Raw genomic sequence first — 25,971 nt, 5'->3', positions numbered from 1 at the left:
CGTCACAAGCTTGGATGGTCATCTCCTCAATCAGGCGAATGACGAGGCGTATCGCAAAAATGGAATTTTGAGTCGGGCTCTGAAGCCGATCGGCACCAATATCGCCATTGCCCGTGACGATGCCTTTGCCTTTGCCTATCCGCATATTTATGAGGGCTGGCGTCGGCGCGGGGTGCAATTGTCGTTTTTCTCGCCGCTTGCCAATGAAGCGCCGCCAGAGGATGCCAATGCGATCTATCTGCCAGGCGGATATCCGGAACTGCATGCAGCACGATTGGCCGAGGCGATCAGGTTCCGTACAGGCATGCTGGAAGCTGCCGCGCGCGGCACCAATATTTATGGCGAGTGCGGCGGCTATATGGTTCTGGGTGAAACCCTTGAGACAGAGGATGGCGAAAAGCACAATATGCTTGGTCTTCTGCCGCTTGAAACCAGCATGAAACAGAAGAAATTGCGCATCGGCTATCGCCTGCTGGAGCCCATTGGTATCAATTCATGGCAGACGCCCTTGAAGGCACACGAATTCCACTGCGCCCATATCGTGCGTGAAGGCAAGGCAGAGCGCCTCTTCCGGGCAAGGGATGCGGCAGGGAGGGATTTGGGAGAAGTGGGCCTGCGCGTTGCCAATGTCGCCGGATCCTTCATGCATATCATCGATCTTTCGGGCGATCATGCCTGATGAGAATGCAAGCGGAATCGCATTGTTAAAATGCATCCGCAACTATTTGAAATAATAAGTATAGTTCAGTTGCCATGTGCTCCAGAGCCATGGCAATGAACTGATCTATCTGGCAGGGTTAAAGGCGTTGCCATCAAACAGATGCAGCCGGTTCGGATTGTCCCGGCGCATACCCTGTTCATCAAAGCTGATATTGCCGAGCACTGTTTCAAATGACCTCGCGCGCAGGATATCAACCAGGGGCTTGCCGCTTTCTCCGGCCGCAGTAATGGCCGCCGCAGCAATTTCAACCGTTGCATAGCCTTGCAAGGCATAGTTGGTCGCAACGTTATCGGCCTGTTTTACCTGATCAAGCTCGGCCTGACTGGTTGCAAGCCGGCGCGCCTCGACGGGGGCGATCATGAGCGTGTCTGTGGCAAGCGGTTTATCGCCTGCTGCATCGAGCACGCTTCCGCCAGCAATTGTCAGTGGATATTTCAGTGCTGCCGCGCTGGCTGCGATGGCCGCCACATCATCACGCTCTCCACCAACATAAACCTTTGTGGCGCCGGCTCGGCGCAGGCGTGAAACAAGCGCGTTCTGGTTTTCAAGGCCGGGGCGATAGGTATCGGTGAAGACAGGCTTCAACTGCCGTTCTTTCAGCAGTGAAGCCAGACGATTGGCGCGTTCCCGGCCTTCAATCGTACCATCATCGATGATGGCAAAAGCAGAATCATGCCAGAGCTTGCCCAGAATTTCAGCCGTCGCTGCCATTTCCTTGTCGAGCCCGGTTGCAAGACGCAACACGGGATAGGGCGAGGTGGCGCGCCGTTCCGCCAATGTTCTCGCGCTGACGCCGGTGGCAATCACGGGAATATTGTGGGCGCTCAGGATGGGAAGAGCTGCTTCAAGGGATTCGCTGCACAGGAAGCCGCCAGCGATCTGCACATTGGCCTTGACCAGACGTTCGGCAGCAAGCTTGCCGCCTTCCGCATCGCAGCGATCATCTTCTATTGTGAGTTCCGCATTCTTGGCAGAGGCTGCAACCTGCGCCCCATCGCGCATTGCAGAACCAAGCGGGGCAAATGTGCCGGTGAGGGGAGCAGAAAAGCCAATACGGATTGTTTCAGCGGCAAATGCCGGCACATTTACAGGCATTGCCAGCAGCAATCCTGCCATGATGAGAACTGGACGCACAGCTTTGTCGATCACGTAAGCGTTCTTCTTCGAAAACCCGTAGCAATTTGTTCGATTTGTGGGTAGCGGTTTCCGTGCCTTTGTGCAATGGCCGTGATATGCCACTGTGACGGCCCATAGCCTCTGGGCACCTTTCGAAATATATGGATTATTCTTGACGTGCATAAGGTAAAAAACAATCAGCTGGTCAGCGCGCATGCCTATAGGGATGCAATGAGCCACTATGCCGGCGCTGTTGAAGTCGTGACGACAGATGGCAAGGCAGGACGTCGCGGCCTGACGATCACTGCGGCCTGTTCCGTCTCGGATAATCCGCCAACCGTGCTGGTGTGCCTGCAGAAGCAGCATAAGGAAAACCAGATTTTCATCAAGAATGGTATCTTTGCCATCAATACGCTGGCCGGACATCAGCAGGATCTGGCGGATGCCTTTTCCGGGCGTACCGGCCTGTCGCAGGATGAGCGTTTTGCACTTGCCGAATGGCAGACCATGGCAACCGGCGCCCCCGTGCTGAAAGGCGCTCTGGCCTCCTTTGATTGCCGGATTGTCAGCGTGCAGGAGCATTCAACCCATTATGTGCTGTTCGGAGAGGTTGCCGCCCTGCAGACACATATGGACAAGGACGCATTGATCTATCTCAATCGGCGTTATCATCGGCTGGAGTTGTGATGCCATGACAAGGATGCAGGCACGATTGCGTCTCATCTGCCTTGTTATCTCGGCCCTTGGCGCAAGCATTCTGCCGATTGCGGCAGCAAGCCTGCCACCATTCAAGGATGAGCTGTTTGCCTATCCCGCCATCCTGCAGACGGCCGACAATGGTGATTATCAGATCATCGATTATCAGGAGATGCGCGACATCAATGGCCGCGATGCCGTGCCGGAAAAGCGTGTGAGGAATGAATATGTCTCGCTGAAAGCACGTGCCTATCAGAAGGACATGGTGTTCGAAACGGCTTCCGGGCCGGTCAGGGCCATGGCCGTGGGGCGGCTGGATCAGCCTGCCTTCATCGTCATTTATCTGCATGGCAAGGGCGGCAACCGTCTGCAGGGGGTGAATGATTTTACCTTTGGCGGCAATTTCAACCGGGTGAAGAATCTGGCTGCACGCAATGGCGGCCTATATCTTTCGCCCGATTTCCGCGATTTCGCAGCCACGGGCGAAACACAGATTTCAGGCCTGATTGATGTGCTAAAGACAAAAAATCCGGCTGCGCCCGTGATTCTGGCCTGTGGTTCGCAAGGCGGTGCATTGTGCTGGCGCATCGCTGCCAATCAGAATGCTTCGACGGCGCTTGCAGGCTTGATCCTGCTGGGTTCGCTTTGGGATGAAGGTTTTTTTGCTTCTCCGGCATTCAAGAAACGTGTCCCGGTATTTTTTGCGCATGGCAGCCGCGATCCGGTGTTCGCCATTGACCAGCAGGAAGCCTTTTATCGGGAAATACGCAAACGTGCGCCGGGCTATCCGGTACAGTTTCGCCGTTTTGAAAGCGGCAATCACGGCACACCCATTCGAATGGCTGATTGGCGGGAAATGCTGAACTGGATATTGTTACGACAACCATGATGCGGTCGAGGCAACGGAACAAGAAAATCGGTAATGTGGCCTTTCTACCACTCGACAATCAGCAAAAAGCGAATAGTTATCAGGTGAGTTTTCTTTCAGCCATACGAGGTGCATTATGTACGGATGCTTCCGCAATGGAGCCCGTTTTTTGGCAATTGCAATGATAGGTACACTCGCTTCTGCCTGCTCGGTTACATCGTCGCCTGAGCCAGCGTCGCGCGCGCCCGTCGCAGCTCCTCCGGTGGCAGGCCCGTCTTTCCCAAGTTTCGTGCCTGCACCGCGCAGCGTGGATGCCTCGCTTGCCCAGCCTTGCATCATTGCCGCAGCCAATAAATATTTCCTGCCGGAGCGCGTGATTTCGGCAGTCAATTCCCGTCCAGGCGCAGGCGGCGGAACCGATGTGGACCTGAAGGTGGACAAGCGTACGGCTGTCTGCCAGCTCAATGCAAATGGCAGCGTCCGTGCTGTCATCGATACGACGCCAAAGAGCGCAGATCAGATCGCAGCCGAGGAAGCGGCCGCCCGCGAATCTGCAGCCGCAGGGAAGAAGCCACAGCCGCGCGCCAAGAAGAAGTGATTGGAAGTAATCATTACAAGATATTGAAAAGGCAGGGAAATCCCTGCCTTTTTGTTTGCTTCTGACTTGGTTCAGCGCCGGAAGCCTTCGCTTGCTCGCATCAATGTCTTTGTATAATCGCTATGGATATTGCCGCTCACCAGATCTTCGCTGCGCAATTTTTCCACGATTTCGCCATTGCGCATGACGGCGAGGCGCTCACACATATGGGTGATGACGGCAAGGTCATGGCTGACCATGACAAAGGTGAGGTTGCGATCCTTGCGCACCTGTTCCAGAAGGTTCAGCACTTCTGCCTGAACCGAGGCATCAAGCGCGGATGTCGGCTCATCCAGAAGCAGGATCCTGGGCTCGATGATCAGGGCGCGGGCAATGGCAATGCGCTGGCGCTGCCCACCCGATAGCTGATGCGGGTAACGGAAGCGGAAGCCCGATCCCAGCCCCACTTCATCGAGCGCGCGGATGATGCGCTGTTCCGTATCAGCAAGGCCATGGATCGCCAATGGCTCCAGCAGCAGGCGGTCGATAGTCTGGCGTGGATGCAGGGAGCCATAAGGATCCTGAAACACCATCTGCACCGTACGGAAAAATTCCTTGTTGCGCGGTGTCGTCAGTTTCTTGCCATCAATGCGGATCTCGCCGCTGTCCAGTGGCGCAAGGCCGGCCACAGCCCGCAGCAAGGTTGACTTGCCAGAGCCGGATTCGCCAACCAGTCCATAGGATTCCCCCGGAGCCACATCAATGCTGGCCGATTTCAGTGCATGGAAGGAATCAAAATAGACATTGATCCTGTCGACGCTGAGCGCAGGAGTCACATCAGTCATACCGGTCATAGCTTCCAGGCCTCATCGCGTTGCAGTGTCGGAAGCGGGTGGCGGTCGGCACCAAGTTTTGGCATGCAGTTCAACAATCCTTGCGTATAGGGATGCTTGGCATTGGCAAGATCCTTGGCGGCAATTTCTTCCACGATGCGGCCGGCATACATGACAATCACTCGGTCACAGAAGGAGGATACCAGCCGCAGGTCATGGCTGACGAAGATCAGCCCCATGCCGCGTTCCGAGACAAGCTTGTCCAGAATGGACAGGACTTCGAGTTGAACTGTCACGTCAAGCGCCGAGGTCGGCTCATCGGCAATCAGCAGTTCCGGTTCGGCAACAAGCATCATGGCGATCATGACACGCTGGCCCATGCCGCCGGAGACTTCATGCGGATAAAGATTCATTACGCGCTCGGGGTCGCGGATCTGCACGGCTTCCAGCATGGCAAGGCTGCGGTGCCTGATTTCCGCCTTGTCATATTTGCCATGTGCCTTGAGAGTTTCGCCAATCTGTCTGCCAATGGTCATGACCGGATTGAGCGAATATTTCGGATCCTGCAACACCATGGCAATACGGCTGCCGCGCAAGTCCCGCCGTTCACGCGGGCTTGCCTTGAGAAGATCAACGCCATCAAATTCAAGCTTTTTTGCTGTGATTTTGGCATGCGGCGGCGTCAGCCCCATGATGGCGCGTCCGGTCTGGGATTTGCCGGAGCCGGATTCGCCGACAATGCCCAGCCGTTCACGGCCAAGCTCAAAGCTCACACCACGCACGGCCTCAACCATGCCCGTGCGGGTCGGGAAGGTAACGCGCAGGTCTTCAACAGTCAGAAGCGGCTTCATTGATTGTTACCCCGCGGATCAAGCGCGTCGCGCAGGCCATCGCCCAGCAGGTTAAAGCCAAGACTGACAATCAGAATGGCAATACCGGGCATGGCCGCAACCCACCATTGATCGAGAATGAAGCGACGGCCGGAGGCAATCATTGCTCCCCATTCCGGCAAAGGCGGCTGTGCGCCAAGGCCAAGAAAGCCAAGGCCGGCGGCAGTCAGGATAATGCCCGCCATATCGAGCGTGACGCGCACGATGAGCGAGGACATGCACAGCGGCATGATGTGACGCACGACAATGCGCAGCGGTGAAGCACCCATCAACTTGACGGCCGAAATATAGTCGGAATTGCGCAGCGTCAGCGTTTCTGCACGTGCAATGCGCGCATAAGGCGGCCAGGACGTAATCGCAATGGCGATAATGGCGTTTTCAATGCCAGGGCCCAAGGCTGCCACGAAGGCGAGCGCCAGAATGAGCTTCGGAAAGGCAAGGAAAATGTCGGTTATGCGCATCAAGGCGGCATCAACCCAGCCGCCCGCATAGCCGGACACCGTACCCACCAGAAGACCAATCGGCGCGGCGATGATTGCCACCAGCAGCACGACATAAAGTGTCAGGCGCGAACCATAGATCAGACGCGAGAGAATATCGCGGCCCTGATCGTCCGTACCAAGCCAATAGCCGGGTGTGCCGGGCGGCAGCAGACGCGCATTGGCCAGATCGCCATCAATCGGCGAATGTGGCGCCAGCACGGGCGCAAAGGCAGCAACAAACAGCAGCGCAAGAATGATGATGAGGCCCAGAACAGCAAGCCGGTTGGATGAAAAACGCCGCCAGATCATATAGGCGCGACCTAGACGCGCCTGATTGCGTGATTGTGGGCGCTCGGACAACAGCCATTCGCGCCATGAAACGGAAGAGGAATTGGTCATATCGGTCATCGTGCGCGCGTCCTTGGGTCAAGCAGGCGGTAAAGCAGGTCTGAAACAAGGTTCAGCGCAATAAAGACGGAGCCAATGATGATGGTGCCACCCAGAACGGCATTCATATCAGCATTCTGTAGCGAATTGGTGATGTAAAGGCCAAGGCCCGGCCAAGCGAAAATCGTTTCGGTCAGCACCGAGCCTTCAAGCAGTCCGGCATAGGACAGTGCAATTACCGTGATCAGCGGCACGGCCGCATTGCGCAGCGCATGTCCCCATATGATGCGGGTTTCCGACAGGCCTTTTGCACGTGCCGCGACGATATATTCCTGCTCAAGTTCATTGAGCATGAAGGAGCGCGTCATGCGGCTGATATATGCAAGCGAGAAGTAGCCAAGCAGGGCCGCCGGCAGAATGATATGCGAGACAATATTGCTGAGTGCAGCCCAGTCGCGCAGAATGATCGCATCGATCATGTAAAAGCCGGTGATCGGCGTGAATGTATATTCAAACGTGATGTCCAGCCGTCCGGGGCCGGATGCCCAGCCAAGCCGCGCATAGAAAATCAGCAAGGCAAGCAGGCCAAGCCAGAAAATCGGTACCGAATAGCCGATGAGGCCGATCACGCGCACGATCTGGTCAACCCAGCTGCCGCGCTTGACCGCAGCCAGAACACCCAGCGGTATGCCGAACAGGGCGCCGATCAGCGTACCGACCGTGGCCAGTTCCATCGTTGCCGGGAAGACACGGCGAATATCTGTCATCACCGGATTGGTGGTGAGAACCGATGTGCCGAAATCACCGTGCAACACGCCTTTCACATAGAGGAAAAACTGCTGGTAATAGGGTAGGTGCAGCCCCAGCTCCTGACGTGTACGCTCAACCACATGCGCAGGAGCACGGTCACCAACAATGGCCAGCACCGGATCAATCGGAACAACGCGCCCGATGAAGAAGGTTACGGCAAGAAGGCCAATATAGGTCGTGATTACGATAACCAGGAAACTTGCGATCGAGGCGGCCCATGCCGCAGAACGGCTGAGTGGGCGCCTTGGATTTCGATCATTTCCGGGGGAACTCATTCCACTATTGGTCAAGGTTCTGTCTGCTTTTGCTGTGAACGGAAAATGCCTGCACCGTCCATGGGTCAATCAGGGCCGCTGCGGGTGTTGAAAGCCAAACCGGCGCTGGTTGTCCCAGCGCCGGGTATTGGGCTTAGTCCTTGCTGACATTGGCAAGCGGGTTGGAGTCGAAGGTCGGTCCAAGACGGTAATTCTTCACATTACCGGCGACACCGGCCACTTCGATCTGCTGGAAGAGCATGACGAACGGGCTCTGATCGAGCGCTTCCTGCTGCAGCTTTTCGTAGATTTCAGCACGCTTTGCGCTGTCGCGTTCAAGCAATGCTTCCTTCGTCTGCTTGGTCAGCTCCGGGATATCCCAGGCATTGCGCCATGCAAGCGTCTTGTTGGGCGAGTTGTCGCTGTTGTCCGGGTTGCTGGTGAAGGCTTCGGCGTTGGAATTCGGATCCCAATAGTCCATGCCCCACTGACCGATATAGAGGTCATGGTTGCGAGCACGGTATTTGGTCAGCGTCTGCTTGCCATCGCCCGGAATGATGTCAATCTTCACTCCAGCCTTGGCTGCCGTCTGCTGGAAGGATTCGGCAATGCCGGTCACAGGCTGCGTGTTGCGAACGTCGAAGGTGACCGAGAGGCCATCCTTCAGGCCAGCCTTGGCGAGCAGTTCCTTGGCCTTGTCAACGTCCAGCTTGTAAGGAGCTGCGTCGAGCGCACCCAGAACACCCTTCGGCTGATAGGTCTGGCGGATTTCGCCAATGCCCTTGATCATGGTTGCGCCGATTGCATCATAGTCAACCAGATATTTGAAGGCTTCCCGCACTTCAGGCTTGGCCAGATTCGGGTTCTTCTGGTTCAGGCTGATATAGTAGACCGTGCCCTTGGCCGCACTGGTGGTCTGCAGCTTGTCGTTCTTCTGGATGGCTTCATAGTCGCCCGGCTCAAGGTTGCGCGCAACATCAATGTCGCCCGATTCCAACATCAGACGCTGTGTGGCGCTTTCCTTGACGTGACGGTAGAAGACGCGGGCAAGCTTCGGCTTTTCGCCATAATAATTGTCATTGCGCTCCAGAATGACGACTTCATTGGCGCGCCATTCGCGGATCTTGAACGGGCCGGAGCCGGCATAGCCGGTCTTCAGCCAGGCATTGCCATAGTCGGTGTCATATTTGTAATCTTCGGTTGGCGTGACTTTCTGGGCATGCTCTTCAAGCAGCTTCTTGTCGACAATGGCGCCAACCGTTGCCGTCAGACAGTTGAGCACAAAGCTTGGTGCATAAGGCTTGTCGACGGTAAGAACGAAAGTCGTGTCATCAACAGCCTTGGCCTTTTCGGTGACATTGTCGCCGGTCAGGCCAAACTGGGTCAGAATGAAGGCCGGGCTCTTGTCGAGACGTACGGCGCGTTCAAACGTATAGGCAACGTCAGCAGCCGTCAGCGGATTGCCGGAGGCAAACTTGATGCCGGGCTTCAACTTGAACGTATAGGTCAGGCCGTCTTCCGAAACCGTCCAGCTTTCTGCAACGCCGGGAACAACCTTGGACGTGTCATTGATGTCGAGGCGCACGAGCATGTCATAGGCATTGCCGATGAATTCTGCCGGCGACAGCTCAAAGGATTCTGCCGGGTCAAGCGTGATGGTGTCGTCAAAGGCCCAGGCCTGGACCAGCGTGTCAGCAGGCGTTGCAGCCAGTGCTGGGCTTGCAGCCAGCATGGCGGCAAGTGCGGCACCAGCCGTCAGAAGATGAAAACGTCCGTAATGTTTCATAATGATGTTCCCTTTCTGCAATTGTTTTGAATTTATCTCAGTTTGTTTCGTGCCACGCCTGCTTCAAGACACGAATCCAGTTCTTGCGGCACAGTTTGGCAAGCTCCTCATCACCATAGCCCGCCTTGGCCAAAGCTGATACGAGATTCTGCGTGCCTGCGGCGTCGCCAATGGCGGCGGGAATTGTAGCACCATCATAGTCCGAGCCCAGGGCAACGCAATCAATGCCAGCCCGTTTGACCAGATAGTCAACATGACGCACCATATCGTCAAGCGGTGTATCAGCCTTTTCCAGACCGTCCGCACGCAGCATGGTCGTTGCATAATTGAGCCCGATCAGCCCCTTGCGCTCGCGGATTGCATCAATCTGCCGGTCGGTCAGATTGCGCGCGACAGGTGTCAGGGCATGGGCATTGGAATGGCTGGCAATCAGCGGTTGATCACTGATCTGAGCGACATCCCAGAAGCCTTTTTCGGTGATATGGGCAAGGTCGATCAGAATTCCCTTGCGATTGCAGGCCTTGACAAGCCGCTTGCCCGCATCAGTCAGGCCTGGGCCGGTATCTGGCGACATCGGATAGGCGAAGGGAACGCCATGGCCGAAAATATTGCTGCGGCTCCAGACTGGCCCAAGCGAGCGAAGACCAATGGCATGGAAAACATCAAGCGCAGCCAGATCTTCATCAATGGCTTCACAACCTTCCATGTGAAGAACGGCGGCAAATGGACCTTTTTCGATGGTTTCTTCCAGTTCGCGGCCATTGCGGCATATCTTCCATGCTCCGGCTTCTTCGAGGCGAAGCGCAATGGAGGCAAATTGCAGCGCAATGTCGAGAGAAGGGCTGCGTTCCAGCGGTGCCGCCAAAGGTGTTGCATAGTGACCATTGGCATCAGGCTTGGCCAGCTCAATATGCGCGCTGTTCGGAATATAGATGGCACAGATCCCGCCGGCCAGACCACCCTTTTGGGCACGAGGCAGATCAATATGCCCTTCACTTGTTCCTTCTACAAATTCCCTTATCGGGTCTGAACCATTGGAGGCATTTTCCCAAAGCCTCAAAAGAACATCATTGTGTCCATCAAAAACAGGCTGCATTTCCATTCCAATCCGGCAACCATGCCAACAAACCGCTCATCGATGCGTTGGATCGAGCATTTCAGGTCAGCCGCGTTTCAATCTAGGCGCGCGTCCGATCAATCATACGTTTATATAACCGGGGTAGAAAGGAATAAGTCAAGGCCGACTCAATAGACTTAAAGTCTAGAAAAACAAAGAATTCGGTGCACAAGTTAAGGTGGTGCAAACCTTTGCGCATGTCCATGAATTTCACGCATGAGGTAATGCAGGATTGGAGCAGTTGCGGCCTGCCGGGAAACAGGATTTTGCATGGATCATGCAATTCGCCTGCATCAGAATGTGCAAGTGCTGCATGAAACTTGCTCTTGAGAGGCCTTTCTCACATCAGTTTCAGCCCGCGCATGCTGGCATGGCCTTCCTTGCCGATAATGACATGATCCAGCACGGTGATGCCCAGCACCTTGGCTGCCTGGATCAGCATATGTGTCATGTCGATATCGGCGCGCGATGGCGTCGGATCGCCGGAAGGGTGGTTGTGCACCAGAATGATCGCGGTTGCCGAGAGTTCCAGCGCGCGGCGGACAACCTCGCGCGGATAGACGGGCGTGTGGTCAACCGTGCCTGTCTGCTGGACTTCGTCTGCAATCAGATGGTTTTTCTTGTCCAGAAACAGGACGCGAAACTGCTCGCGCGATTCATAGGCCATGGCCGCCGTGCAATAGGCAATGACCTTGCTCCATGAGCTTAATACTTCCCGTTTCATCACCTTGCTCAGGGCGCTGCGCTTGGCGATTGCCTCGATGATCTTGAGGTCAAGGGCAACGGATGGCCCGACGCCGGGCAATTCGGACAGCAGATTTTCAGATGCGCCCAGCACTTCTGCCAATGAGCCGAAACGGTTGAGCAGGGCCTTGGCAACCGGTTTGGTATCTGCGCGGGGAATGACGCGGAAGAGCAGGAGTTCCAGCAGTTCATAATCTGCCAGAGCATCCGGCGCCGACTTGAAGCGCTGCCGCAAGCGATCACGATGGCCAAGGTGATGCGGTTTTTCGATCACCGCCGGCACGGTAGCGTGGTCCTGAAAGCCGGGAAAAGTCTCGGCATTCAGATCACTCTTTTTCCGCGCCATGCTGTTTTCCCCCACTCAAAACAATTGGCTACAGGTCAATCAGCTATCTGAGAGAAGCTGGAGCAAAGATATTCCTGGGCGAGAGCGTAAAGATCTCACAACCATCCTTGGTCACACCGACCGTGTGTTCATATTGCGCCGTAAGCGACCGGTCGCGAGTGACCGCCGTCCAGCCATCAGAAAGCACTTTCACATGCGGTTTGCCGAGATTGATCATTGGTTCGATTGTGAAAATCATGCCTTCGCGAATTTCCACGCCATCATTGGGTGTGCCGTAATGCAGAATGTTGGGCGCGTCATGGAACAGTTGCCCAACGCCATGACCGCAGAAATCACGCACGACCGAGCAGCGTTCACTTTCGGCATAGGACTGGATGGCCGCTCCAATTGCGCCCGTCTTGACGCCAGGCTTGACCACGGCAATGCCGCGCATCAGGCTCTCATAGGTTACTTCCAGCAGACGTTCGGCTGCACGCTTGATTTCGCCCACTGCATACATGCGGCTGGAATCGCCATGCCAGCCATCCTGCAGATAGGTGACGTCGATATTGACAATATCGCCCTCGCGCAGTGGCTTGTCGTTTGGAATGCCGTGACAGACGACATGATTGATCGAGGTACATGTCGATTTGGTATAGCCGCGATAATTCAATGTGGCCGGAAAGACGCCATTATCCATGCCAAACTCAAACACGAAACGATCAATTTCGTTGGTGGTCACACCGGGTTTGACAATGTCATTCAGTTCGTCAAGGCAGCGCGCGGTGATGTTGCAGACCTTGCGCATGGCCTCAAAAGCCTCTGGGCCATAGAGCCTGATCTGTCCGGTATATTTTGCCGGAGCCTCTGCTGCATTGATATAGCTTACCATCACTCAATCCGTATTTGTCTATGCCGTCATCTGGCGCTGCCAGCCTGAGCTGTTTTGTGACATCAAGTGAAACGGTTCTCAACCCATGCGCCTGATTCGGGATGATGCCGTTCTGTCGTGGGCACTGCGCCGGTCCAGCAATCGTCATGATATCTGGAATGCGCAAGGGCCTTGTTCAATAATGCAAAGCGCTATTCAAATGAATTTTTGAACGCATGTTGCACTGTCAGAAAATGAAATGAAGCCTCATACACTCTAGCCGGTTTGCGGCTGCATTACACCTGCTTCAGTATTTTTAACAGAAGGAATCCTGCCTCACCTTTCACAGGCATGCAACCAGGCCGGCCAGGGTCGCAAGGCTGCCGATCTGTTGCGCAGCTCCCAGGGTATCGCCAGTCTGGCCGCCGATCCTGGCAAGGCAAAGCTGCGAAAAGCCATAGATCAGCCCGGTGGTGAGCAGGAGCGAAAACAGGATTGCGCTGATTCCGCCAGATGGCCAGATGGTCACGCAATAGATTGCCAGGCCGGTGATTGCGGCAAAGACGACGCTTTCCCATTCCGGTGTGCCGATCTTGTCGGCAAGACCGCCGGGGCGAGCGGAGGGAAGCCCGTGCCAGATGGCAAGCATGCCAACCCGGCTGAGAGCCTCACTGCCAATCAGGGCCAGGGCAGCGAGATTGGCGCCCGCCCTTTCGATGATTGCGGCAAGCAGGGTTGCCTTGAGCCCCGTCCAGATGAAAAGGGTAAGGGCAGCAAATGTGCCGATGCGCGAATCCTTCATGATTTCAAGACGCTTCTCTGGCATTGACGCGCCAAAGAACCCGTCCACCGTGTCGCCAAGTCCGTCTTCATGCAATGCGCCTGTCATGAGGGCAAGCAGGGCGATGGCAACCAGGCTGCTTGCCAGCGGCGGAAAATGCAGTCCATTGGCTATGATAAGGCCGATGCCGGCGAGAAAGCCAAGCAGTGCGCCAACAAGCGCAAAGGCGCGCGTGGCCTGGCGCAACGAATCGCTTTCCGGTTGTGAAGCGGTTGCAGCCTGCCAGCGCTGCGGAACAGGCAGGCGTGTCAGAAAACCGATGGAACGGATCATGTGACTGATCAGGCTGATGTGCTGCAAGGCGCTGCTCCGTCTGGTTTCTCTGCGCTTCATGGGGCAGAGATTGCATTAAACCGCATTCTACGAAAGAGGTGATTTGAAAAATTGCGCCAGTGCTTATAGGACGTGCGCAACCTAATCGCATTTTACCTCCTTTGAACGGACTTGACGACATGAGTGCCAGTGGCCTGCCATTTGATGATTTCCGCGAACTGATCCGCAATCTTCCGGGTCCTGACCTGGGTGCAGAACGCGCTGTGCGTGAGCGTGAAGTAAGTCTGACCAAGCCTGCCGGATCGCTTGGGCGGCTGGAAGAGATCGCGGCCTGGCTTGCCGCGTGGAGCGGGAAGCGTACCCCGCAGATCAACCGCCCGCTGGTGGCAGTCTTTGCTGGCAATCATGGCGTGACGGCGCAAAACATCACGCCATATCCATCAAGCGTGACCGCACAGATGGTTGAAAATTTTGCCGCTGGTGGTGCTGCGATCAACCAGCTCTGCATCGCCTATGATCTGGGTCTTAAGGTTTTTGATCTGGCGCTTGAACATCCAACCGAAGACATTACCAGGGATGCCGCCATGGATGAGCGCACCTGTGCTGCCACCATGGCGTTCGGGATGGAGGCCATCGCTGGCGGAACGGATCTGCTTTGCATTGGCGAAATGGGCATTGGCAATACGACCATTGCCGCCGCCATCTGCCTTGCCCTGTTTGGCGGAGTTGCCGAGGACTGGGCAGGACCGGGCACCGGCTCGGTTGGCGAGCTAATGGAACGCAAGCTTGCCGCCATCCGTCAGGCGGTTGCACTGCATCAGGCTCACCTCAAGGATCCGTTTGAAGTCCTGCGCCGTCTGGGCGGACGTGAAATTGCCGCCATGGCAGGTGCCATTCTGGCAGCCCGCATGGAAAAAATTCCGGTCATCATTGATGGTTTCGTCGCAAGCTCTGCGGCCGCGATCCTCTTTGCCGCCAATCCGGAAGCTATTGACCATTGTTTGTTTGGTCATGTCTCGGCCGAGCCGGGTCATCGCCGCCTTTTGGACAGAATGGGCAAGAAGCCGCTGCTTGATCTGGGAATGCGTCTGGGTGAGGGCACGGGGGCAGCCGTTGCTGCCGGTATCGTCAAGGCCGCAGCCCTTTGCCATAGCGGAATGGCAACCTTTGAACAGGCTGGTGTGGCCAAGTCCCAGGCCTGATTGGAAAAAGCAAAAGCCCGGGATTGTCCGGGCTTTTGGCAATCGACTGCATACCTGATCCTGATCAGGCCGTTTCCTTGTCGAGGATCATATAGTCGAGCGGCAGCTCGGTCGTATATTTGATCTGCTCCATCGCAAATGACGATGACACGTCGCGGATTTCAATCTTGCTGATCAGTCGCTTGTAGAACTGGTCATAGGCGGCAATATCCGGCACGGCGACGCGCAGAAGATAGTCCACATCACCACTCATGCGATAGAATTCGATGACTTCCGGAAACTCCTGCACCACTTCGGAAAAGCGCTTCAGCCATTCGTGGCTGTGCGAGCCGGTGCGAATGGAAACGAAGACTGTCACACGGGCATTGACACGCACCGGGTCAAGAATGGCCACACGACGCTTGATGACCCCATCTTCTTCCAGTTTCTGAATGCGCCGCCAGCAAGGCGTGGTCGAAAGCCCCACTTTCTTGGCAATATCGGCCACTGCAAGGGTTGCATCTTCCTGCAGAAGGCGCAGAATTTTCCGATCAAGCCTGTCCATGCGTCTTCGTCCCGATTTTAGAAACTGTTTCCCGATTTACCTGCCTTGGTAAAAGTTAATACCTTATGGCGGGCTCCGCAATGAATGAACAGGAAAAATATTCTTGTGAGGATGTTTTTTGTAAAAATTAATTGTCAACATCAAGCAGGCGGCGAATTTTAGCGCGCAGCTCTGGCACAAGCTCGGTTTCAAACCATGGATTGCGCTTCAGCCAGCCGCTGTTGCGCCATGATGGATGCGGCAGCGGCAGGATGATGCGCCCATGTGCATCCGGCGTGAACAGAAACTGACGCCAGTTCTCGACTATCGCGCTGAGACGGGTGCCGCGATATTGCGGCAGGTGATAGGCCAGTGCATATTGCCCGATGACCAGAATGAGCTTCAGTTGTGGCATGGCGGCAAAAATGCGGTCATGCCAGATGCGGCGGCATTCACGCCGTGGCGGCAGGTCGCCGCCATGCTTGTCATAGCCGGGAAAACAGAAGCCCATCGGCACAATTGCCAGTTTGCGTGCGTCATAAAATTCTGCGCGGCTGGTTCCAAGCCATGCGCGCAGACGATCGCCGGAGGGATCATTGAAGGGCAGAGAGGTATTGTGCACGCGAATGCCCGGTGCCTGACCGCAAATGGCGATGCGGGCGGTTTGCGACAGGACGCAGACCGGGTTCGGTTCGTGCGGCAAGGGGGGCTGAAACATGGGCGCGTCGCGACAGATGCGGCAGGCTCTGATGTCTGATTGCAGATTTGCGAGCTTTTCCATCACCTCAGCCTGAAAATCCATCCGTTATATTCGGTCTGGGAATATGAGCGCGGGAAGAGCATGAACGCATCTGGCATCGTGTTCATGACCGGCGCTCATGCTGCCTGCGCCAGTTCCTGGGAGCTTCGAATGTACTTGCCCATATGCCGCGCCGGTTCTTCCGGGCTTCCTGCTCCTCTGTCTGATAGGCGCCATAGGAGACAGCCCATCCCTGTTCCACCATCCATTTGTTCAAGTCAACTGTGCCGAGAAAACATGTGCCCAGGGCGCGTTCATATTTGTCAGTGCCACTGATTTCACAGCGAATCGCCGCAGAGCCAATCTTGTCGGCCAATGCTGTCCTGGACTGATGACCACATTGGACACTGCTCTGATCCAGTCTGCACAATTGCTTGATTTCAGGCGCATCAATACCTTTCAATCGAATGCGCTTGCCTGCGATTCTGACTGTATCACCATCAATGATTGTGGCTCGCCCTGTAATGACTGCTTGGGCGCTGGACGTATTCTGAAACCTTAAAATGATTGCAATCAAAACAAAAAATATCAATAAAACCAAAAGGAAATCTAGCAATCTTAATGTTTTTCCTTTACTTTTCCAAAATCTCTGACGTTGCCGAAGGGAGCGCATGGTTCTGGATATCCGTGCTGGCGCGCTCATATTGCGCACCGTAAAGAGGAAAAGAAGCAATGGCCGATGGCAAGGATAAGGCCAATCATCATATGCGGAGAGAATGGCGAATTTGTTGTTAATCCGCAACAGTTGCAAAGGATGCTTCTTTCCGTTCAGTCAGGCGTTGCATTTTGCCAATTTCCCGCCACAAATCAGCGTCACCCGATAATCAAGGCAAAACTGTACGACATATCGTTTGGTCATCCTCCAGCTTGCATGAATGGGCTGAAACCATGACAGGACGGTCTGTGGGCAGTGGAGGTGTCGTGGTGGATTGGTTTCAGGAATTTATCCACTTGCCTGACCTCTGTGCTTGAATTGGGCAATGGCATTTTTCGGACAAGATCGGGTCTCAGTCTTGTCGAAATGAAAGGCTAGTTTGTCGAAGTGATTGTTTTGAACCAGTGTGAAAGACCGGCAAAGTGATGCGCAGTCGACGTTTTTCATATAGTGCAATGGCACTCCTGCTTGGCCTTTCCCTGGCCTGTGCCAATGCTGTCGCTTTCGACCTGAACGACGATACCGAAAAGTCGCGCAGCCCGTTCGAACTGTTCAAATTCGGTTTTTCCGCCTACAAGAACGGCCACAAGGATGAAGCGGTCAAGGCGCTGACCTATGCAGCAGAGCGTGGCCATCAGGGCGCCAAATGGAAACTCGCACGCATGTATGCCGATGGCGATGGCGTTGCTGAGAACGACTACGAGGCCTACAAGATATTCCAGAAAATCGTGCGCGAGGGCGCAGAGCCGGGTTCGGAAGATGGCCCCTATGTAGCCGACGCGCTTGTGGCCTTGGCCGGATATCATAGGACGGGCATTCCAGGTTCACCGATTCGGCCAGATCCGGCAATTGCGCGTGATCTTTATGTGCAGGCCGCATCCAATTATGGCGATGCATCCGCCCAGTATGAATTAGGCCTTATGCTGCTCAAGGGCGAGGGTGGTGAAAAGAATCCCGTGCAGGCTGCACGCTGGTTCCAGCTTGCTGCAAAGAAGGGCAATGCCAGTGCCCAGGCAATGCTTGGCAATATGCTGTTTCAGGCTGGCAAGACTGTGCGTGGCCTTGCCATGATGACCGCAGCCATTGCACGCTGTCCCGTGCAGGATTGCGACTGGATCCGCGATATGCAGGAGCGCGCATTTTCGATTGTGGGCGAGGCAGAGCGTCGCAATGCTATTGCACTTTCCGCCACTGTAGACACCAAGAGTGATTTCTGAGTTCAGGAATTTCCAAATCAAGGTGTGCGGCCTTTGGATGGCTGCACAATGATCATTCAAAGCGCCAGTGTAATGGCGACCGGAACGTGATCGGATGGCTTTTCCCAGCCACGTACATGTTTTTCGATATTGGCTGCGACAAGATGATTGGCTGCTTCCGGTGAGAGAAGCAGATGGTCGATGCGGATGCCATTGTTCTTTTGCCATGCGCCGGCCTGATAATCCCAGAACGTATAGACACCTTCATCATCCGTCGTGGCGCGGACAGCCTCGGTAAAGCCCAGATTCTTGAGCCGCCTGAAGGCCTGACGTGATTCTGGCTGAAACAGCGCATCCCCCCGCCAGGCTTTTGGGTTCCTTGCATCCTGTGGTTCGGGAATGACATTATAGTCGCCCGCAAGCACGAGTGGCTCTTCCAGGGCAAGCCGTTCCTTTGCCCAGTTTTCCAGCCGCTGCATCCAGCCGAGCTTGTAGGGAAATTTCTCTGTCTCGATCGGATTGCCGTTTGGCAGATAGAGAGACACGACACGGACGACTCCCTTGCCGGTCGAATAGACGCCTTCGATAAATCGCGCCTGTTCGTCGCTGTCATCGCCCGGAAGGCCGCGATTGACCTCATCCGGGGATTTTCTGGAAATCAGCGCAACGCCGTTAAACCCCTTTTGGCCATGGGTCTCAACGTGATAGCCAAGTGCCTCGATCTCCAGACGCGGAAACTGCTCGTCGACCGACTTGATTTCCTGTAGGCAGACAATATCGGGATCGGACTCCTTCAGCCAGTGCTGAAGGTTTTCGATGCGCGCCTTGACGCCGTTGATGTTCCATGTCGCGATTTTCATGCCTTCAGGATTAGGCCTTTGCCGGAGCAAGGGCAAGCACAACCACGCAACCGCCATCTTTCTCCACGCAGATTTTGCGTGCGGGCAGAAGCAAACCCCACTGTTTTGCCCAAAAGAAAACGGCTGAAACAGCCGGTTGCAATGGGTCTCTATAGTCTGACGGATTCAGATTGCAAAGCTTGTGCCGCAGCCGCAGGATGCCGTGGCATTGGGATTTCTGATCTGGAAGGATTGCCCCATCAGATCATCAACGAAATCGATTTCCGACCCATCCATATAGGGCAGGGAAACCGAGTCGATCAGCACCCTTGCGCCATCCTTTTCCAGCACGATATCGTCATCGGCCTGTTCGCTCACCAGATCATATTTATAGGAAAAGCCCGAACAACCGCCGCCTTCAACCGAGACGCGCAAGGCTGTCTTGTCCGGATTGGCGCTGAGAATCTTCGCAATGCGCTTGGCTGCTGCGTCGGAAACGGTAATGCCTGTCATGTCGATTTTTCCGTTTGCAATTGCGTCGATGCGGTTAATCTGTCGATGCTTCGACCAATCGCCGCTTGCCATTGATATTGGCTGATAGCTATGAACGCGACGATCGGAAGTCAATAACAGCTGCTGTTCATGTAATCATATTACGGTGAGGAGTTTATCGCAATGTCACTGGAAGGTATTGGCTTCGGCTACAGGGAACGCGCGCCTTATGCCTGTGACCCTGTGCAAAGCCGTGGCCGTCTGGTGCCGGAAGCAGAAAGCCCGACCCGTACGCCGTTCCAGCGCGATCGTGATCGCATCATTCATTCAACAGCATTCCGGCGTCTGAAGCACAAGACGCAGGTCTTTATCGCCCATGAGGGCGATCATTATCGCACGCGTCTTACCCATACGATCGAAGTGGCGCAGATTGCGCGTGCGCTGGCGCGTGCGCTCAGGCTGGATGAGGATCTGGCCGAAGCTGTGGCGCTGGTGCATGATTTTGGTCACACGCCCTTCGGTCATACGGGTGAAGACATGCTGAATGCCTGTATGAAGGATTATGGCGGTTTTGACCACAATGCGCAGTCGCTGCGCATCGTCACCAGGCTGGAACATCGTTATGCCGAATTCGATGGCCTGAATCTGACATGGGAAACGCTGGAAGGGCTGGTCAAGCATAATGGCCCGCTGACGGGCAAATATGCCATTCATGGGGATGTGGCTGTGCCGCAGCCCATTCTGGATTTCAATGCCCGTTTTGATCTGGAACTGTCGCGCTTTGCCAGTCTGGAGGCGCAATGCGCAGCCATCGCCGATGATATTGCCTATAATGCGCATGATATTGATGATGGCTTGCGTTCGGGCCTGCTGACGCTTGAGGCGCTGGATGAGGTGCCGCTGACGCACAGGCTCATGACTATCGTGCGCGAGCGCTATCCAGGGCTTGATGCCGACAGGGCGGGGCATGAACTGGTGCGCCGCCAGATCACGGTCATGGTCGAGGACGTGATTGCGGAATCACAATACCGCATCAGGCAGGTCAGGCCGCAAAGCGTTGCGGATGTGCGCTGCCAGGATCGCGCGCTGGTCGGTTTTTCCCCGGCCATGAAGGAAGATGAAAAGATCCTGAAACGCTTTCTGTTCAAGAATCTCTATCATCACCCCAGTGTCATGCTGCGCAGACAGGCTGCAGATCGCATTTTGCGGGATCTGTTTGAGGCCTGTATGGCAGATCCCTATATCATGCCGCCGGAGTGGTGTTCCGACATGGAAACGCTGGATGAAGCCGCACGTGCGCGCCGCATTGCCGACTATCTGGCGGGCATGACGGACAATTATGCCGTGCGCGAACACCGACGATTGTTTGACCACACACCAGAATTGGCTTAATCGGAACGCAACAAGGCAAAAGAACGCGGCATCATATGCCCGGTTTTCTGCTTCTCTTTACACGACCGATTCCGTCGCAAGCTGACAGCGTTGCAAAACGGGATCATGACAGGACAGACCATGAATATCTTTGCAGATTTCGGTACGCGTATCAAAAAGACGTTGCAAGATCTTGATCTGAAATCAAAAGATGGCAGCGCGCTTGACCTGTCGCGTATTGGTGTCGAACCGCCGCGTGATCCGTCGCATGGCGATATTTCAACCAATGCTGCGATGGTTTTGTCAAAGGCTGTCGGCCAGAACCCGCGTGAACTGGCAGCCACGATCGCCGCAGCCCTCAAGCAGGATGAGGATGTCGATTCGGTTGATGTCGCAGGCCCGGGCTTCATCAATCTGCGCCTGAAGCAGAGCTACTGGCAGCGTCAGCTTGCCAATATGCTTGCCGCAGGCACCGATTTTGGTCGCTCGACGCTTGGGCAGGGCATCAAGGTCAATGTCGAATATGTTTCGGCCAATCCGACCGGGCCGATGCATGTTGGTCATTGCCGCGGCGCGGTTGTAGGCGATGTTCTGGCAAATCTGCTGAAATTTGCCGGCTATGATGTCGTCAAGGAATATTACATCAATGATGCGGGCGCGCAGATCGATGTTCTGGCACGTTCCGCCATGCTGCGCTATCGCGAGGCACTGGGCGAACAGATTGGTGAAATTCCGGCAGGTCTTTATCCGGGCGATTATTTGGTGCCGGTCGGGCAGGCTCTGGCCAGGGAATTTGGCAACAAGCTTCTGGAAATGCCGGAAGATGAAGCCTTGAGTCTCGTCAAGGAGCGCACGATTGATGCGATGATGGCGATGATCCGCGCCGATCTGGACGCGCTCAATGTCCATCACGATGTGTTCTTTTCCGAACGCAAGTTGCATGCCGATCATGCCCGCGCAATCCGCAATGCCATCAATGACCTGACGCTGAAGGGGCATGTCTACAAGGGCAAGCTTCCGCCGCCGAAGGGCCAGCTTCCGGAAGACTGGGAAGATCGCGAACAGACCCTGTTCCGCTCGACCGAGGTGGGGGATGATATTGATCGTCCGCTGATGAAGTCGGATGGCAGCTTCACCTACTTTGCTGCCGATGTTGCCTATTTCAAGGACAAGTTTGATCGTGGTTTCAACGAGATGATCTATATTCTCGGTGCTGACCATGGCGGCTATGTCAAGCGTCTGGAAGCCGTTGCGCGCGCTGTCTCCAGTGGCAAGGCCAAGCTTACCGTTCTCTTGTGTCAGCTCGTCAAGCTGTTCCGCAATGGCGAGCCGGTACGCATGTCCAAGCGGGCAGGCGAATTCGTCACGCTGCGCGATGTGGTGGATGAGGTTGGCCGCGATCCGGTGCGCTTCATGATGCTTTACCGCAAGAATGACGCACCGCTTGATTTCGACTTTGCCAAGGTAACCGAACAGTCCAAGGACAATCCGGTCTTCTACGTGCAATATGCCTCGGCGCGCTGCCATTCGGTGTTCCGTCAGGCGGCCGAACAGCTCGGCCTGGCCGAGCTTGACCGGGCAACCATGGCCAAGCATCTGGGGGAACTGACCGATGAGAGCGAAATTGCACTGGTGCGCAAGCTTGCCGAATATCCGCGCCTGATCGAATCAGCTGCCATCCATCAGGAGCCGCACCGTCTGGCTTTCTACCTCTATGATCTTGCGAGTGCCTTCCATTCGCAATGGAACAAGGGTACGGAAAATCCGGACTTACGTTTTATTAAGGTTAACCAGCCTAATTTGTCATTGGCTAGGTTAGGGCTGGTGCAGGCTGTTTCCGATGTGCTGACCTCCGGACTGACGATTATCGGTGCGGACGCGCCAACGGAAATGCGCTAGAATAGCGTTTCAGGAACATCATTCTGGAGGCGCTGTTTGAACAGGATCCCGGCATTGACGCCCCGGTGATGCGGGGCGGGGCAATGGGATTGGTCGGCTGCCGCGCTTGTCGGTTTGTGACTGACAAGGCTGTGGCAAGGGTCGAACGGATGGGATGTCAGCGTTGACGCAAGTCGCAGGCCTCCCTTCGGCGCATGGCTGCTGTCAACTTTTGCCCATAATGCCTAGCTATAAAGCTTTGGTTGGGACGTATTGCGGCGTCCAGGGTTAGGGTTAGGAATCAAGTCATGACGGACAGCGGTGCCAAGTCAGGTCACGAAAATCGCCCGTTGCACGAAGATGATCCGCTGATGGAACTATCGCGGATTTTCAGCTTCGACAGGCCTGCTGCAGGCAGTGCTGATCAGAATGCGCGTCATGTGAATGATCCTTATGCTGGTGACGGGGGTGTTGACCCGGTACTTGATCTGGAACGGGAATTATATGGTGATTTTGACAATTTCCTGACGCCGTCACATCCAGCCGATGAACAGCCGCATATCACGGGCCGGCAGCCGTCTGATTTCCATTCGGAAGGCCATCATCCTGTGCTTGAACAGGAGTTTTCCCATCAGGATGCGGATATTGATTTCTCGCTCGATCCCCTGGAATTGAGTCTTGATGATGATCTGCCGCCTGCGCCGCAGGCACAGTCAGGCGCGCCTGAAGTCATGGAATTTGTCGATGTGGAGCAGGGCGAGGCCATCGATCCGTTCAATTTTGATGATGTGATCGAAGGCGGCTCCCATTATGCTGAGGAGACTGCGCAGCATTCTGTCCGTTATGAGGCGCAACCTTATGACGATACCGAGCCGCATTTCGCACATGAGCGGCATACGCCAGAACAGCATGATTATGCCGAGCATGAGCCGGTAGCGCATGTGGCAGAAACACATGATCATGCGCCGTCCGACAGGCAAGGGCATGAGCCGGAATGGCATGAGTCTGCGTCGGACTGGCAGTCGGATATACCGGTGCAGGCATATGATGTCGGCCATCAGGCTGCTGCGCCACAAGAACCTGCTCTATCGCTTGAAGACGAGTTGGAACGACTGCTGTTTTCCAGTGATGGCACTCATGATCCCGAGACACAGCAGCGGGATTACGCCGCAGCCCATCAGGACCATCAGCCGGTCGTAGAAGACAATCATGCCGCAGCAGTTGATTACCAGCCTGAGGCTGAACCGGATATCAGCTTTGATGAACATGATTTCCGGCTGGAAGAAGTCGATCTTGCCGAAGAAACGGTGCATGATGAGCCTGAGACAGGTGAAACGGCCGCTTATTCACGTCTGGTCGAGCCCTCCGGTTTCCCGCGCTACAAGCTGAGCAATTTTGCCACTGGTGAGCAGTCAACAAGCCGCCATGCGCAAGACGCATCGATGGGACAGGCAGGCGAAAATGCGTTTTCGTCAGGCGACGATGACGAGCATGACCTCTCACTTGACGATGATTTTGCCTTTGAGCCGCAGCAGACACAGGCGGCAGACGGCGCAGAGGCAACAGAGGATGATCTCTTCAGTCTGGACGGTCTTGAGCTGACCGATGATGATTTTGATTTCGAGCCATCCGGTGATCACCTTGCTGCTCAGCAGGATGAGATCAGTCTGACGACTGATGATCTCGACATGGATGATTTCTTCCAGTCGGATATGCGCAGGGTAGCTGAAGCAGACGAACACGCATTTGCGGATGCTTCGGCAGAACAGGTTGCCAGGGCGGATGATGACAGTGTGCCGTCTTTTACATCCCTGTCTGGCCAGAAGAGCGCGGCTTTCACTCCGCCGCCTGAGATTGAAACCCTCTCGGTTTCCGAAAGCAAGGTCGAGCAGACCCATGCCTTTGATCTGCCGGAAGTGGATTATGGTGAGGAAGAGCCTTCCGCCCGCCTTGCCGAGCTGGAAGCCGAGTTTGCCGACGTCTTCAACACGATTGAAGTGGATGAAACGGCAACCCAGACCGAAACACAAAGCGAAGCCGACAAGGCATTCGAGGATATTTTCCGCGAAAGCGCCTCAACCTATCTGCCGGGCGGAAAGCTTGCTGCCACAACCGCAATGGGACTTGATGCGGCCGCAGATTCCTATATTCGCGCCAAGACGGCGTCGCAGTCTTCCAGCAGTGCAACGGCAAGCTCGGAGGATTTCTACAACCATTGGGCCATGCAGGGTTCGCAGGCACTGGAAGGCGATGATTATGGCGCGCGTGCCAGCATGCCGGCCGAGGACGATCTGGGCAGGGCGGCAGATGCCTATCGCGAACGCCCGGTACGTGGCCGCCGCGGCTTGATCTTTGCCACGATTGCCGGCGTTGCCGTGTTGTTGGGCGGTGTGGGCTATCATTTCCTTGCCGATGGCGGTTCGGATGAGCCTGTGCTCATTCGCGCTGATGATCAGCCTGTCAAGGTACAGCCGGAAAATCCGGGCGGGGTTGTTGTGCCCAATCAGGACAAGGCAGTCTACGACCGTGTCAGCGGCACCTTGCCGGACAGCCCGGAACAGAAGCAGCTGATTACAACCGGAGAAGATCCGATTGATATTTCCGGTACGGATGACAGCGAATCACCTGAGGATGAGGGCCAGGGTGAAAATGTTGCCAGCGCACAGCCTCCTGCAGAGAGGTCGGAGCCTGAGCCTCTGATCAAGCCGCGTGAAGTGGAAACCATGGTTGTCCGCTCGGATGGAACGATTCTGCCGCCTTCAGCAAAAGAGCCGGCCGTCACGCAGCCTGCAACACCAGAACCGGAAGCAGTGAAGAGTGCTGAAAGCCCGGCCAGCGAAACGGCCGGTCGCGATCAGATCGCGGAAATTGCCGCTGGTGGCGATCCGGCGCCCGAGCCGATTAGGCCGCCGGAAACGGCTGCAAAACCTGAAGAGCAGACTAAGCCAGCAGAACAGGTCAAGCCGCCTGTCAAGGCGCCGCTTGTGCCATCGCGTCCGGCACAGCAGCCGGTCACTGTCGTGGCCAAGGTGCCGCAACGCGCACAGGCTGAAACGGCACCTGCCCAGGCGGCGCAACCGGCACAGCCTGCCGCGGCTGTGGGGGCTGCCAATGGTGGCGGTTATTTCATTCAGGTTTCCTCGCAGCCTTCCGCTGAACTTGCGCAGAAATCCTATGCCGATATTGCGCGCAAATATGGTAGCGTGATTGGCGGACGCAGCGTCGATATCAAGCGCGCCGATATTCCGGGCAAGGGCACATATTATCGTGTACGTGTCAGCGCCGGCTCGCGCGAGGATGCAACGGCACTGTGCAATCGCCTGAAAGCTGCCGGCGGAAGCTGCCTTGTAACGCGGTAATGGCCGTTGGCATGGATCATCTGATCCCAGGGCGCGTTCTCTGTATGAAAAAATGAGAAAAGGGGC

General features: G+C 55.6%; 22 protein-coding genes and 2 pseudogenes. 9 read left to right on the top strand and 15 right to left on the bottom strand.

The window, feature by feature from the left end; translation table 11 throughout:
* A pseudogene (locus ACFO1V_RS13625) lies at positions 1-679 on the top strand (cobyrinate a,c-diamide synthase); the annotation flags it as partial.
* A 105-nt stretch (positions 680-784) separates the two neighbouring features.
* Here ACFO1V_RS13625 and ACFO1V_RS13620 read toward each other — a convergent pair.
* The gene (locus ACFO1V_RS13620) at positions 785-1,837 is read right to left on the bottom strand and encodes an ABC transporter substrate-binding protein (RefSeq protein ID WP_374832502.1); all 1,053 of its coding nucleotides are present in this window, start codon (positions 1,835-1,837) and stop codon (positions 785-787) included.
* A 231-nt stretch (positions 1,838-2,068) separates the two neighbouring features.
* On the opposite strand from ACFO1V_RS13620, the gene ACFO1V_RS13615 reads away from it, so the two are divergent.
* The 3 genes from ACFO1V_RS13615 (at position 2,069) to ACFO1V_RS13605 (ending at position 3,999) form a co-directional block, all read left to right on the top strand.
* Positions 2,069-2,524 (top strand): flavin reductase, encoded by a 456-nt coding sequence (locus ACFO1V_RS13615; protein ID WP_374832492.1) that lies wholly within the window; start codon positions 2,069-2,071, stop codon positions 2,522-2,524.
* 4 nt (positions 2,525-2,528) lie between these two features.
* Entirely contained in the window at positions 2,529-3,422 is an 894-nt protein-coding gene (locus ACFO1V_RS13610) for an alpha/beta hydrolase (RefSeq protein ID WP_374832490.1), read from the top strand.
* A gap of 115 nt (positions 3,423-3,537) precedes the next feature.
* Positions 3,538-3,999 carry a hypothetical protein gene (locus ACFO1V_RS13605; RefSeq protein ID WP_374832488.1) on the top strand — a complete coding sequence of 154 codons (462 nt, stop codon included), beginning with the start codon at positions 3,538-3,540 and terminating at the stop codon, positions 3,997-3,999.
* A 71-nt stretch (positions 4,000-4,070) separates the two neighbouring features.
* On the opposite strand, the gene ACFO1V_RS13600 is transcribed toward ACFO1V_RS13605, so the two are convergent.
* The 9 genes and pseudogenes from ACFO1V_RS13600 to ACFO1V_RS13560 all read right to left on the bottom strand — a co-directional run bounded on the left by ACFO1V_RS13600 (position 4,071) and on the right by ACFO1V_RS13560 (position 13,618).
* Positions 4,071-4,823, bottom strand: a complete 753-nt coding sequence (locus tag ACFO1V_RS13600; RefSeq protein WP_374832500.1) for an ABC transporter ATP-binding protein — start codon at positions 4,821-4,823, stop codon at positions 4,071-4,073.
* Positions 4,824-4,828: 5 nt separating this feature from the next.
* The gene (locus tag ACFO1V_RS13595; RefSeq protein WP_374832486.1) at positions 4,829-5,662 is read right to left on the bottom strand and encodes an ABC transporter ATP-binding protein; all 834 of its coding nucleotides are present in this window, start codon (positions 5,660-5,662) and stop codon (positions 4,829-4,831) included.
* A complete protein-coding gene (gene nikC, locus ACFO1V_RS13590) occupies positions 5,659-6,591 on the bottom strand; it encodes a nickel transporter permease (RefSeq protein WP_374832484.1) in 933 nt (310 codons plus the stop codon). Before nikC ends, ACFO1V_RS13595 begins: the two co-directional genes overlap by 4 nt.
* A complete protein-coding gene (locus ACFO1V_RS13585; protein WP_374832482.1) occupies positions 6,588-7,655 on the bottom strand; it encodes an ABC transporter permease in 1,068 nt (355 codons plus the stop codon). The genes nikC and ACFO1V_RS13585 overlap by 4 nt, the downstream gene beginning before the upstream one ends.
* Before the next feature lie 133 nt (positions 7,656-7,788).
* A complete protein-coding gene (locus ACFO1V_RS13580) occupies positions 7,789-9,420 on the bottom strand; it encodes an ABC transporter substrate-binding protein (protein ID WP_374832480.1) in 1,632 nt (543 codons plus the stop codon).
* Positions 9,421-9,457: 37 nt separating this feature from the next.
* Positions 9,458-10,516 (bottom strand): dipeptidase, encoded by a 1,059-nt coding sequence (locus ACFO1V_RS13575; protein ID WP_374832479.1) that lies wholly within the window; start codon positions 10,514-10,516, stop codon positions 9,458-9,460.
* A gap of 361 nt (positions 10,517-10,877) precedes the next feature.
* Positions 10,878-11,552: pseudogene (gene radC / locus ACFO1V_RS13570) on the bottom strand (RadC family protein); the annotation flags it as partial.
* A gap of 118 nt (positions 11,553-11,670) precedes the next feature.
* Positions 11,671-12,498 carry a type I methionyl aminopeptidase gene (map, locus tag ACFO1V_RS13565; protein ID WP_374832477.1) on the bottom strand — a complete coding sequence of 276 codons (828 nt, stop codon included), beginning with the start codon at positions 12,496-12,498 and terminating at the stop codon, positions 11,671-11,673.
* Positions 12,499-12,820: 322 nt separating this feature from the next.
* A complete protein-coding gene (locus tag ACFO1V_RS13560) occupies positions 12,821-13,618 on the bottom strand; it encodes an adenosylcobinamide-GDP ribazoletransferase (protein WP_374832475.1) in 798 nt (265 codons plus the stop codon).
* A 152-nt stretch (positions 13,619-13,770) separates the two neighbouring features.
* On the opposite strand from ACFO1V_RS13560, the gene cobT reads away from it, so the two are divergent.
* A complete protein-coding gene (cobT, locus tag ACFO1V_RS13555) occupies positions 13,771-14,793 on the top strand; it encodes a nicotinate-nucleotide--dimethylbenzimidazole phosphoribosyltransferase (RefSeq protein WP_374832473.1) in 1,023 nt (340 codons plus the stop codon).
* A 64-nt stretch (positions 14,794-14,857) separates the two neighbouring features.
* Here cobT and ACFO1V_RS13550 read toward each other — a convergent pair whose 3' ends face one another.
* The 3 genes from ACFO1V_RS13550 to ACFO1V_RS13540 form a co-directional block, all read right to left on the bottom strand.
* Positions 14,858-15,337, bottom strand: a complete 480-nt coding sequence (locus ACFO1V_RS13550) for an Lrp/AsnC family transcriptional regulator (RefSeq protein WP_374832471.1) — start codon at positions 15,335-15,337, stop codon at positions 14,858-14,860.
* 127 nt (positions 15,338-15,464) lie between these two features.
* Positions 15,465-16,097, bottom strand: a complete 633-nt coding sequence (locus ACFO1V_RS13545; RefSeq protein ID WP_374832469.1) for a uracil-DNA glycosylase family protein — start codon at positions 16,095-16,097, stop codon at positions 15,465-15,467.
* An 82-nt stretch (positions 16,098-16,179) separates the two neighbouring features.
* Positions 16,180-16,866: a thermonuclease family protein gene (locus ACFO1V_RS13540; protein WP_374832467.1), complete on the bottom strand. Its 687-nt coding sequence runs from the start codon at positions 16,864-16,866 to the stop codon at positions 16,180-16,182.
* A gap of 329 nt (positions 16,867-17,195) precedes the next feature.
* Between ACFO1V_RS13540 and ACFO1V_RS13535 the strand changes: the two genes are divergently transcribed.
* The gene (locus tag ACFO1V_RS13535; protein ID WP_374832465.1) at positions 17,196-17,987 is read left to right on the top strand and encodes a tetratricopeptide repeat protein; all 792 of its coding nucleotides are present in this window, start codon (positions 17,196-17,198) and stop codon (positions 17,985-17,987) included.
* 56 nt (positions 17,988-18,043) lie between these two features.
* Here ACFO1V_RS13535 and xth read toward each other — a convergent pair whose 3' ends face one another.
* Both xth and erpA read right to left on the bottom strand, forming a co-directional pair.
* On the bottom strand, positions 18,044-18,826 hold the full coding sequence (xth, locus tag ACFO1V_RS13530; RefSeq protein WP_374832463.1) for an exodeoxyribonuclease III: 783 nt from the start codon (positions 18,824-18,826) through the stop codon (positions 18,044-18,046).
* A gap of 165 nt (positions 18,827-18,991) precedes the next feature.
* Positions 18,992-19,318 carry an iron-sulfur cluster insertion protein ErpA gene (gene erpA / locus ACFO1V_RS13525; protein ID WP_374832461.1) on the bottom strand — a complete coding sequence of 109 codons (327 nt, stop codon included), beginning with the start codon at positions 19,316-19,318 and terminating at the stop codon, positions 18,992-18,994.
* Between the two features lie 162 nt (positions 19,319-19,480).
* Here erpA and ACFO1V_RS13520 point away from each other — a divergent pair, with 162 nt between their 5' ends.
* The 3 genes from ACFO1V_RS13520 to ACFO1V_RS13510 all read left to right on the top strand — a co-directional run bounded on the left by ACFO1V_RS13520 (position 19,481) and on the right by ACFO1V_RS13510 (position 25,905).
* Positions 19,481-20,689 carry a deoxyguanosinetriphosphate triphosphohydrolase gene (locus tag ACFO1V_RS13520; protein ID WP_374832459.1) on the top strand — a complete coding sequence of 403 codons (1,209 nt, stop codon included), beginning with the start codon at positions 19,481-19,483 and terminating at the stop codon, positions 20,687-20,689.
* A 120-nt stretch (positions 20,690-20,809) separates the two neighbouring features.
* Positions 20,810-22,567: an arginine--tRNA ligase gene (gene argS, locus ACFO1V_RS13515; RefSeq protein ID WP_374832457.1), complete on the top strand. Its 1,758-nt coding sequence runs from the start codon at positions 20,810-20,812 to the stop codon at positions 22,565-22,567.
* Positions 22,568-22,854: 287 nt separating this feature from the next.
* The gene (locus ACFO1V_RS13510; protein WP_374832455.1) at positions 22,855-25,905 is read left to right on the top strand and encodes an SPOR domain-containing protein; all 3,051 of its coding nucleotides are present in this window, start codon (positions 22,855-22,857) and stop codon (positions 25,903-25,905) included.
* Positions 25,906-25,971 lie beyond the last annotated feature (66 nt).

It is taken from the genome of Daeguia caeni (genome assembly GCF_042653845.1).
GTDB lineage: Bacteria > Pseudomonadota > Alphaproteobacteria > Rhizobiales > Rhizobiaceae > Brucella > Brucella caeni.
Note: the sequence above shows the minus strand (reverse complement) of the source record. Positions and strands in the feature narration are given on the sequence as shown.

What these genes read in the sequence shown, in the direction of transcription:
- map (WP_374832477.1), bottom strand. Translation starts at nt 12,498, where the DNA reads ATGGTAAGCTATATCAATGCAGCAGAGGCTCCGGCAAAATATACCGGA.
- cobT (WP_374832473.1), top strand. Translation starts at nt 13,771, where the DNA reads ATGAGTGCCAGTGGCCTGCCATTTGATGATTTCCGCGAACTGATCCGC.
- ACFO1V_RS13595 (WP_374832486.1), bottom strand. Translation starts at nt 5,662, where the DNA reads ATGAAGCCGCTTCTGACTGTTGAAGACCTGCGCGTTACCTTCCCGACC.
- erpA (WP_374832461.1), bottom strand. Translation starts at nt 19,318, where the DNA reads ATGACAGGCATTACCGTTTCCGACGCAGCAGCCAAGCGCATTGCGAAG.
- nikC (WP_374832484.1), bottom strand. Translation starts at nt 6,591, where the DNA reads ATGACCGATATGACCAATTCCTCTTCCGTTTCATGGCGCGAATGGCTG.
- ACFO1V_RS13545 (WP_374832469.1), bottom strand. Translation starts at nt 16,097, where the DNA reads ATGGAAAAGCTCGCAAATCTGCAATCAGACATCAGAGCCTGCCGCATC.
- ACFO1V_RS13620 (WP_374832502.1), bottom strand. Translation starts at nt 1,837, where the DNA reads ATGGCAGGATTGCTGCTGGCAATGCCTGTAAATGTGCCGGCATTTGCC.
- ACFO1V_RS13610 (WP_374832490.1), top strand. Translation starts at nt 2,529, where the DNA reads ATGACAAGGATGCAGGCACGATTGCGTCTCATCTGCCTTGTTATCTCG.
- ACFO1V_RS13510 (WP_374832455.1), top strand. Translation starts at nt 22,855, where the DNA reads ATGACGGACAGCGGTGCCAAGTCAGGTCACGAAAATCGCCCGTTGCAC.
- ACFO1V_RS13585 (WP_374832482.1), bottom strand. Translation starts at nt 7,655, where the DNA reads ATGAGTTCCCCCGGAAATGATCGAAATCCAAGGCGCCCACTCAGCCGT.
- ACFO1V_RS13600 (WP_374832500.1), bottom strand. Translation starts at nt 4,823, where the DNA reads ATGACTGATGTGACTCCTGCGCTCAGCGTCGACAGGATCAATGTCTAT.
- ACFO1V_RS13615 (WP_374832492.1), top strand. Translation starts at nt 2,069, where the DNA reads ATGAGCCACTATGCCGGCGCTGTTGAAGTCGTGACGACAGATGGCAAG.
- xth (WP_374832463.1), bottom strand. Translation starts at nt 18,826, where the DNA reads ATGAAAATCGCGACATGGAACATCAACGGCGTCAAGGCGCGCATCGAA.
- ACFO1V_RS13605 (WP_374832488.1), top strand. Translation starts at nt 3,538, where the DNA reads ATGTACGGATGCTTCCGCAATGGAGCCCGTTTTTTGGCAATTGCAATG.
- ACFO1V_RS13580 (WP_374832480.1), bottom strand. Translation starts at nt 9,420, where the DNA reads ATGAAACATTACGGACGTTTTCATCTTCTGACGGCTGGTGCCGCACTT.
- ACFO1V_RS13550 (WP_374832471.1), bottom strand. Translation starts at nt 15,337, where the DNA reads ATGGACAGGCTTGATCGGAAAATTCTGCGCCTTCTGCAGGAAGATGCA.
- ACFO1V_RS13520 (WP_374832459.1), top strand. Translation starts at nt 19,481, where the DNA reads ATGTCACTGGAAGGTATTGGCTTCGGCTACAGGGAACGCGCGCCTTAT.
- ACFO1V_RS13535 (WP_374832465.1), top strand. Translation starts at nt 17,196, where the DNA reads ATGCGCAGTCGACGTTTTTCATATAGTGCAATGGCACTCCTGCTTGGC.
- ACFO1V_RS13575 (WP_374832479.1), bottom strand. Translation starts at nt 10,516, where the DNA reads ATGCAGCCTGTTTTTGATGGACACAATGATGTTCTTTTGAGGCTTTGG.
- argS (WP_374832457.1), top strand. Translation starts at nt 20,810, where the DNA reads ATGAATATCTTTGCAGATTTCGGTACGCGTATCAAAAAGACGTTGCAA.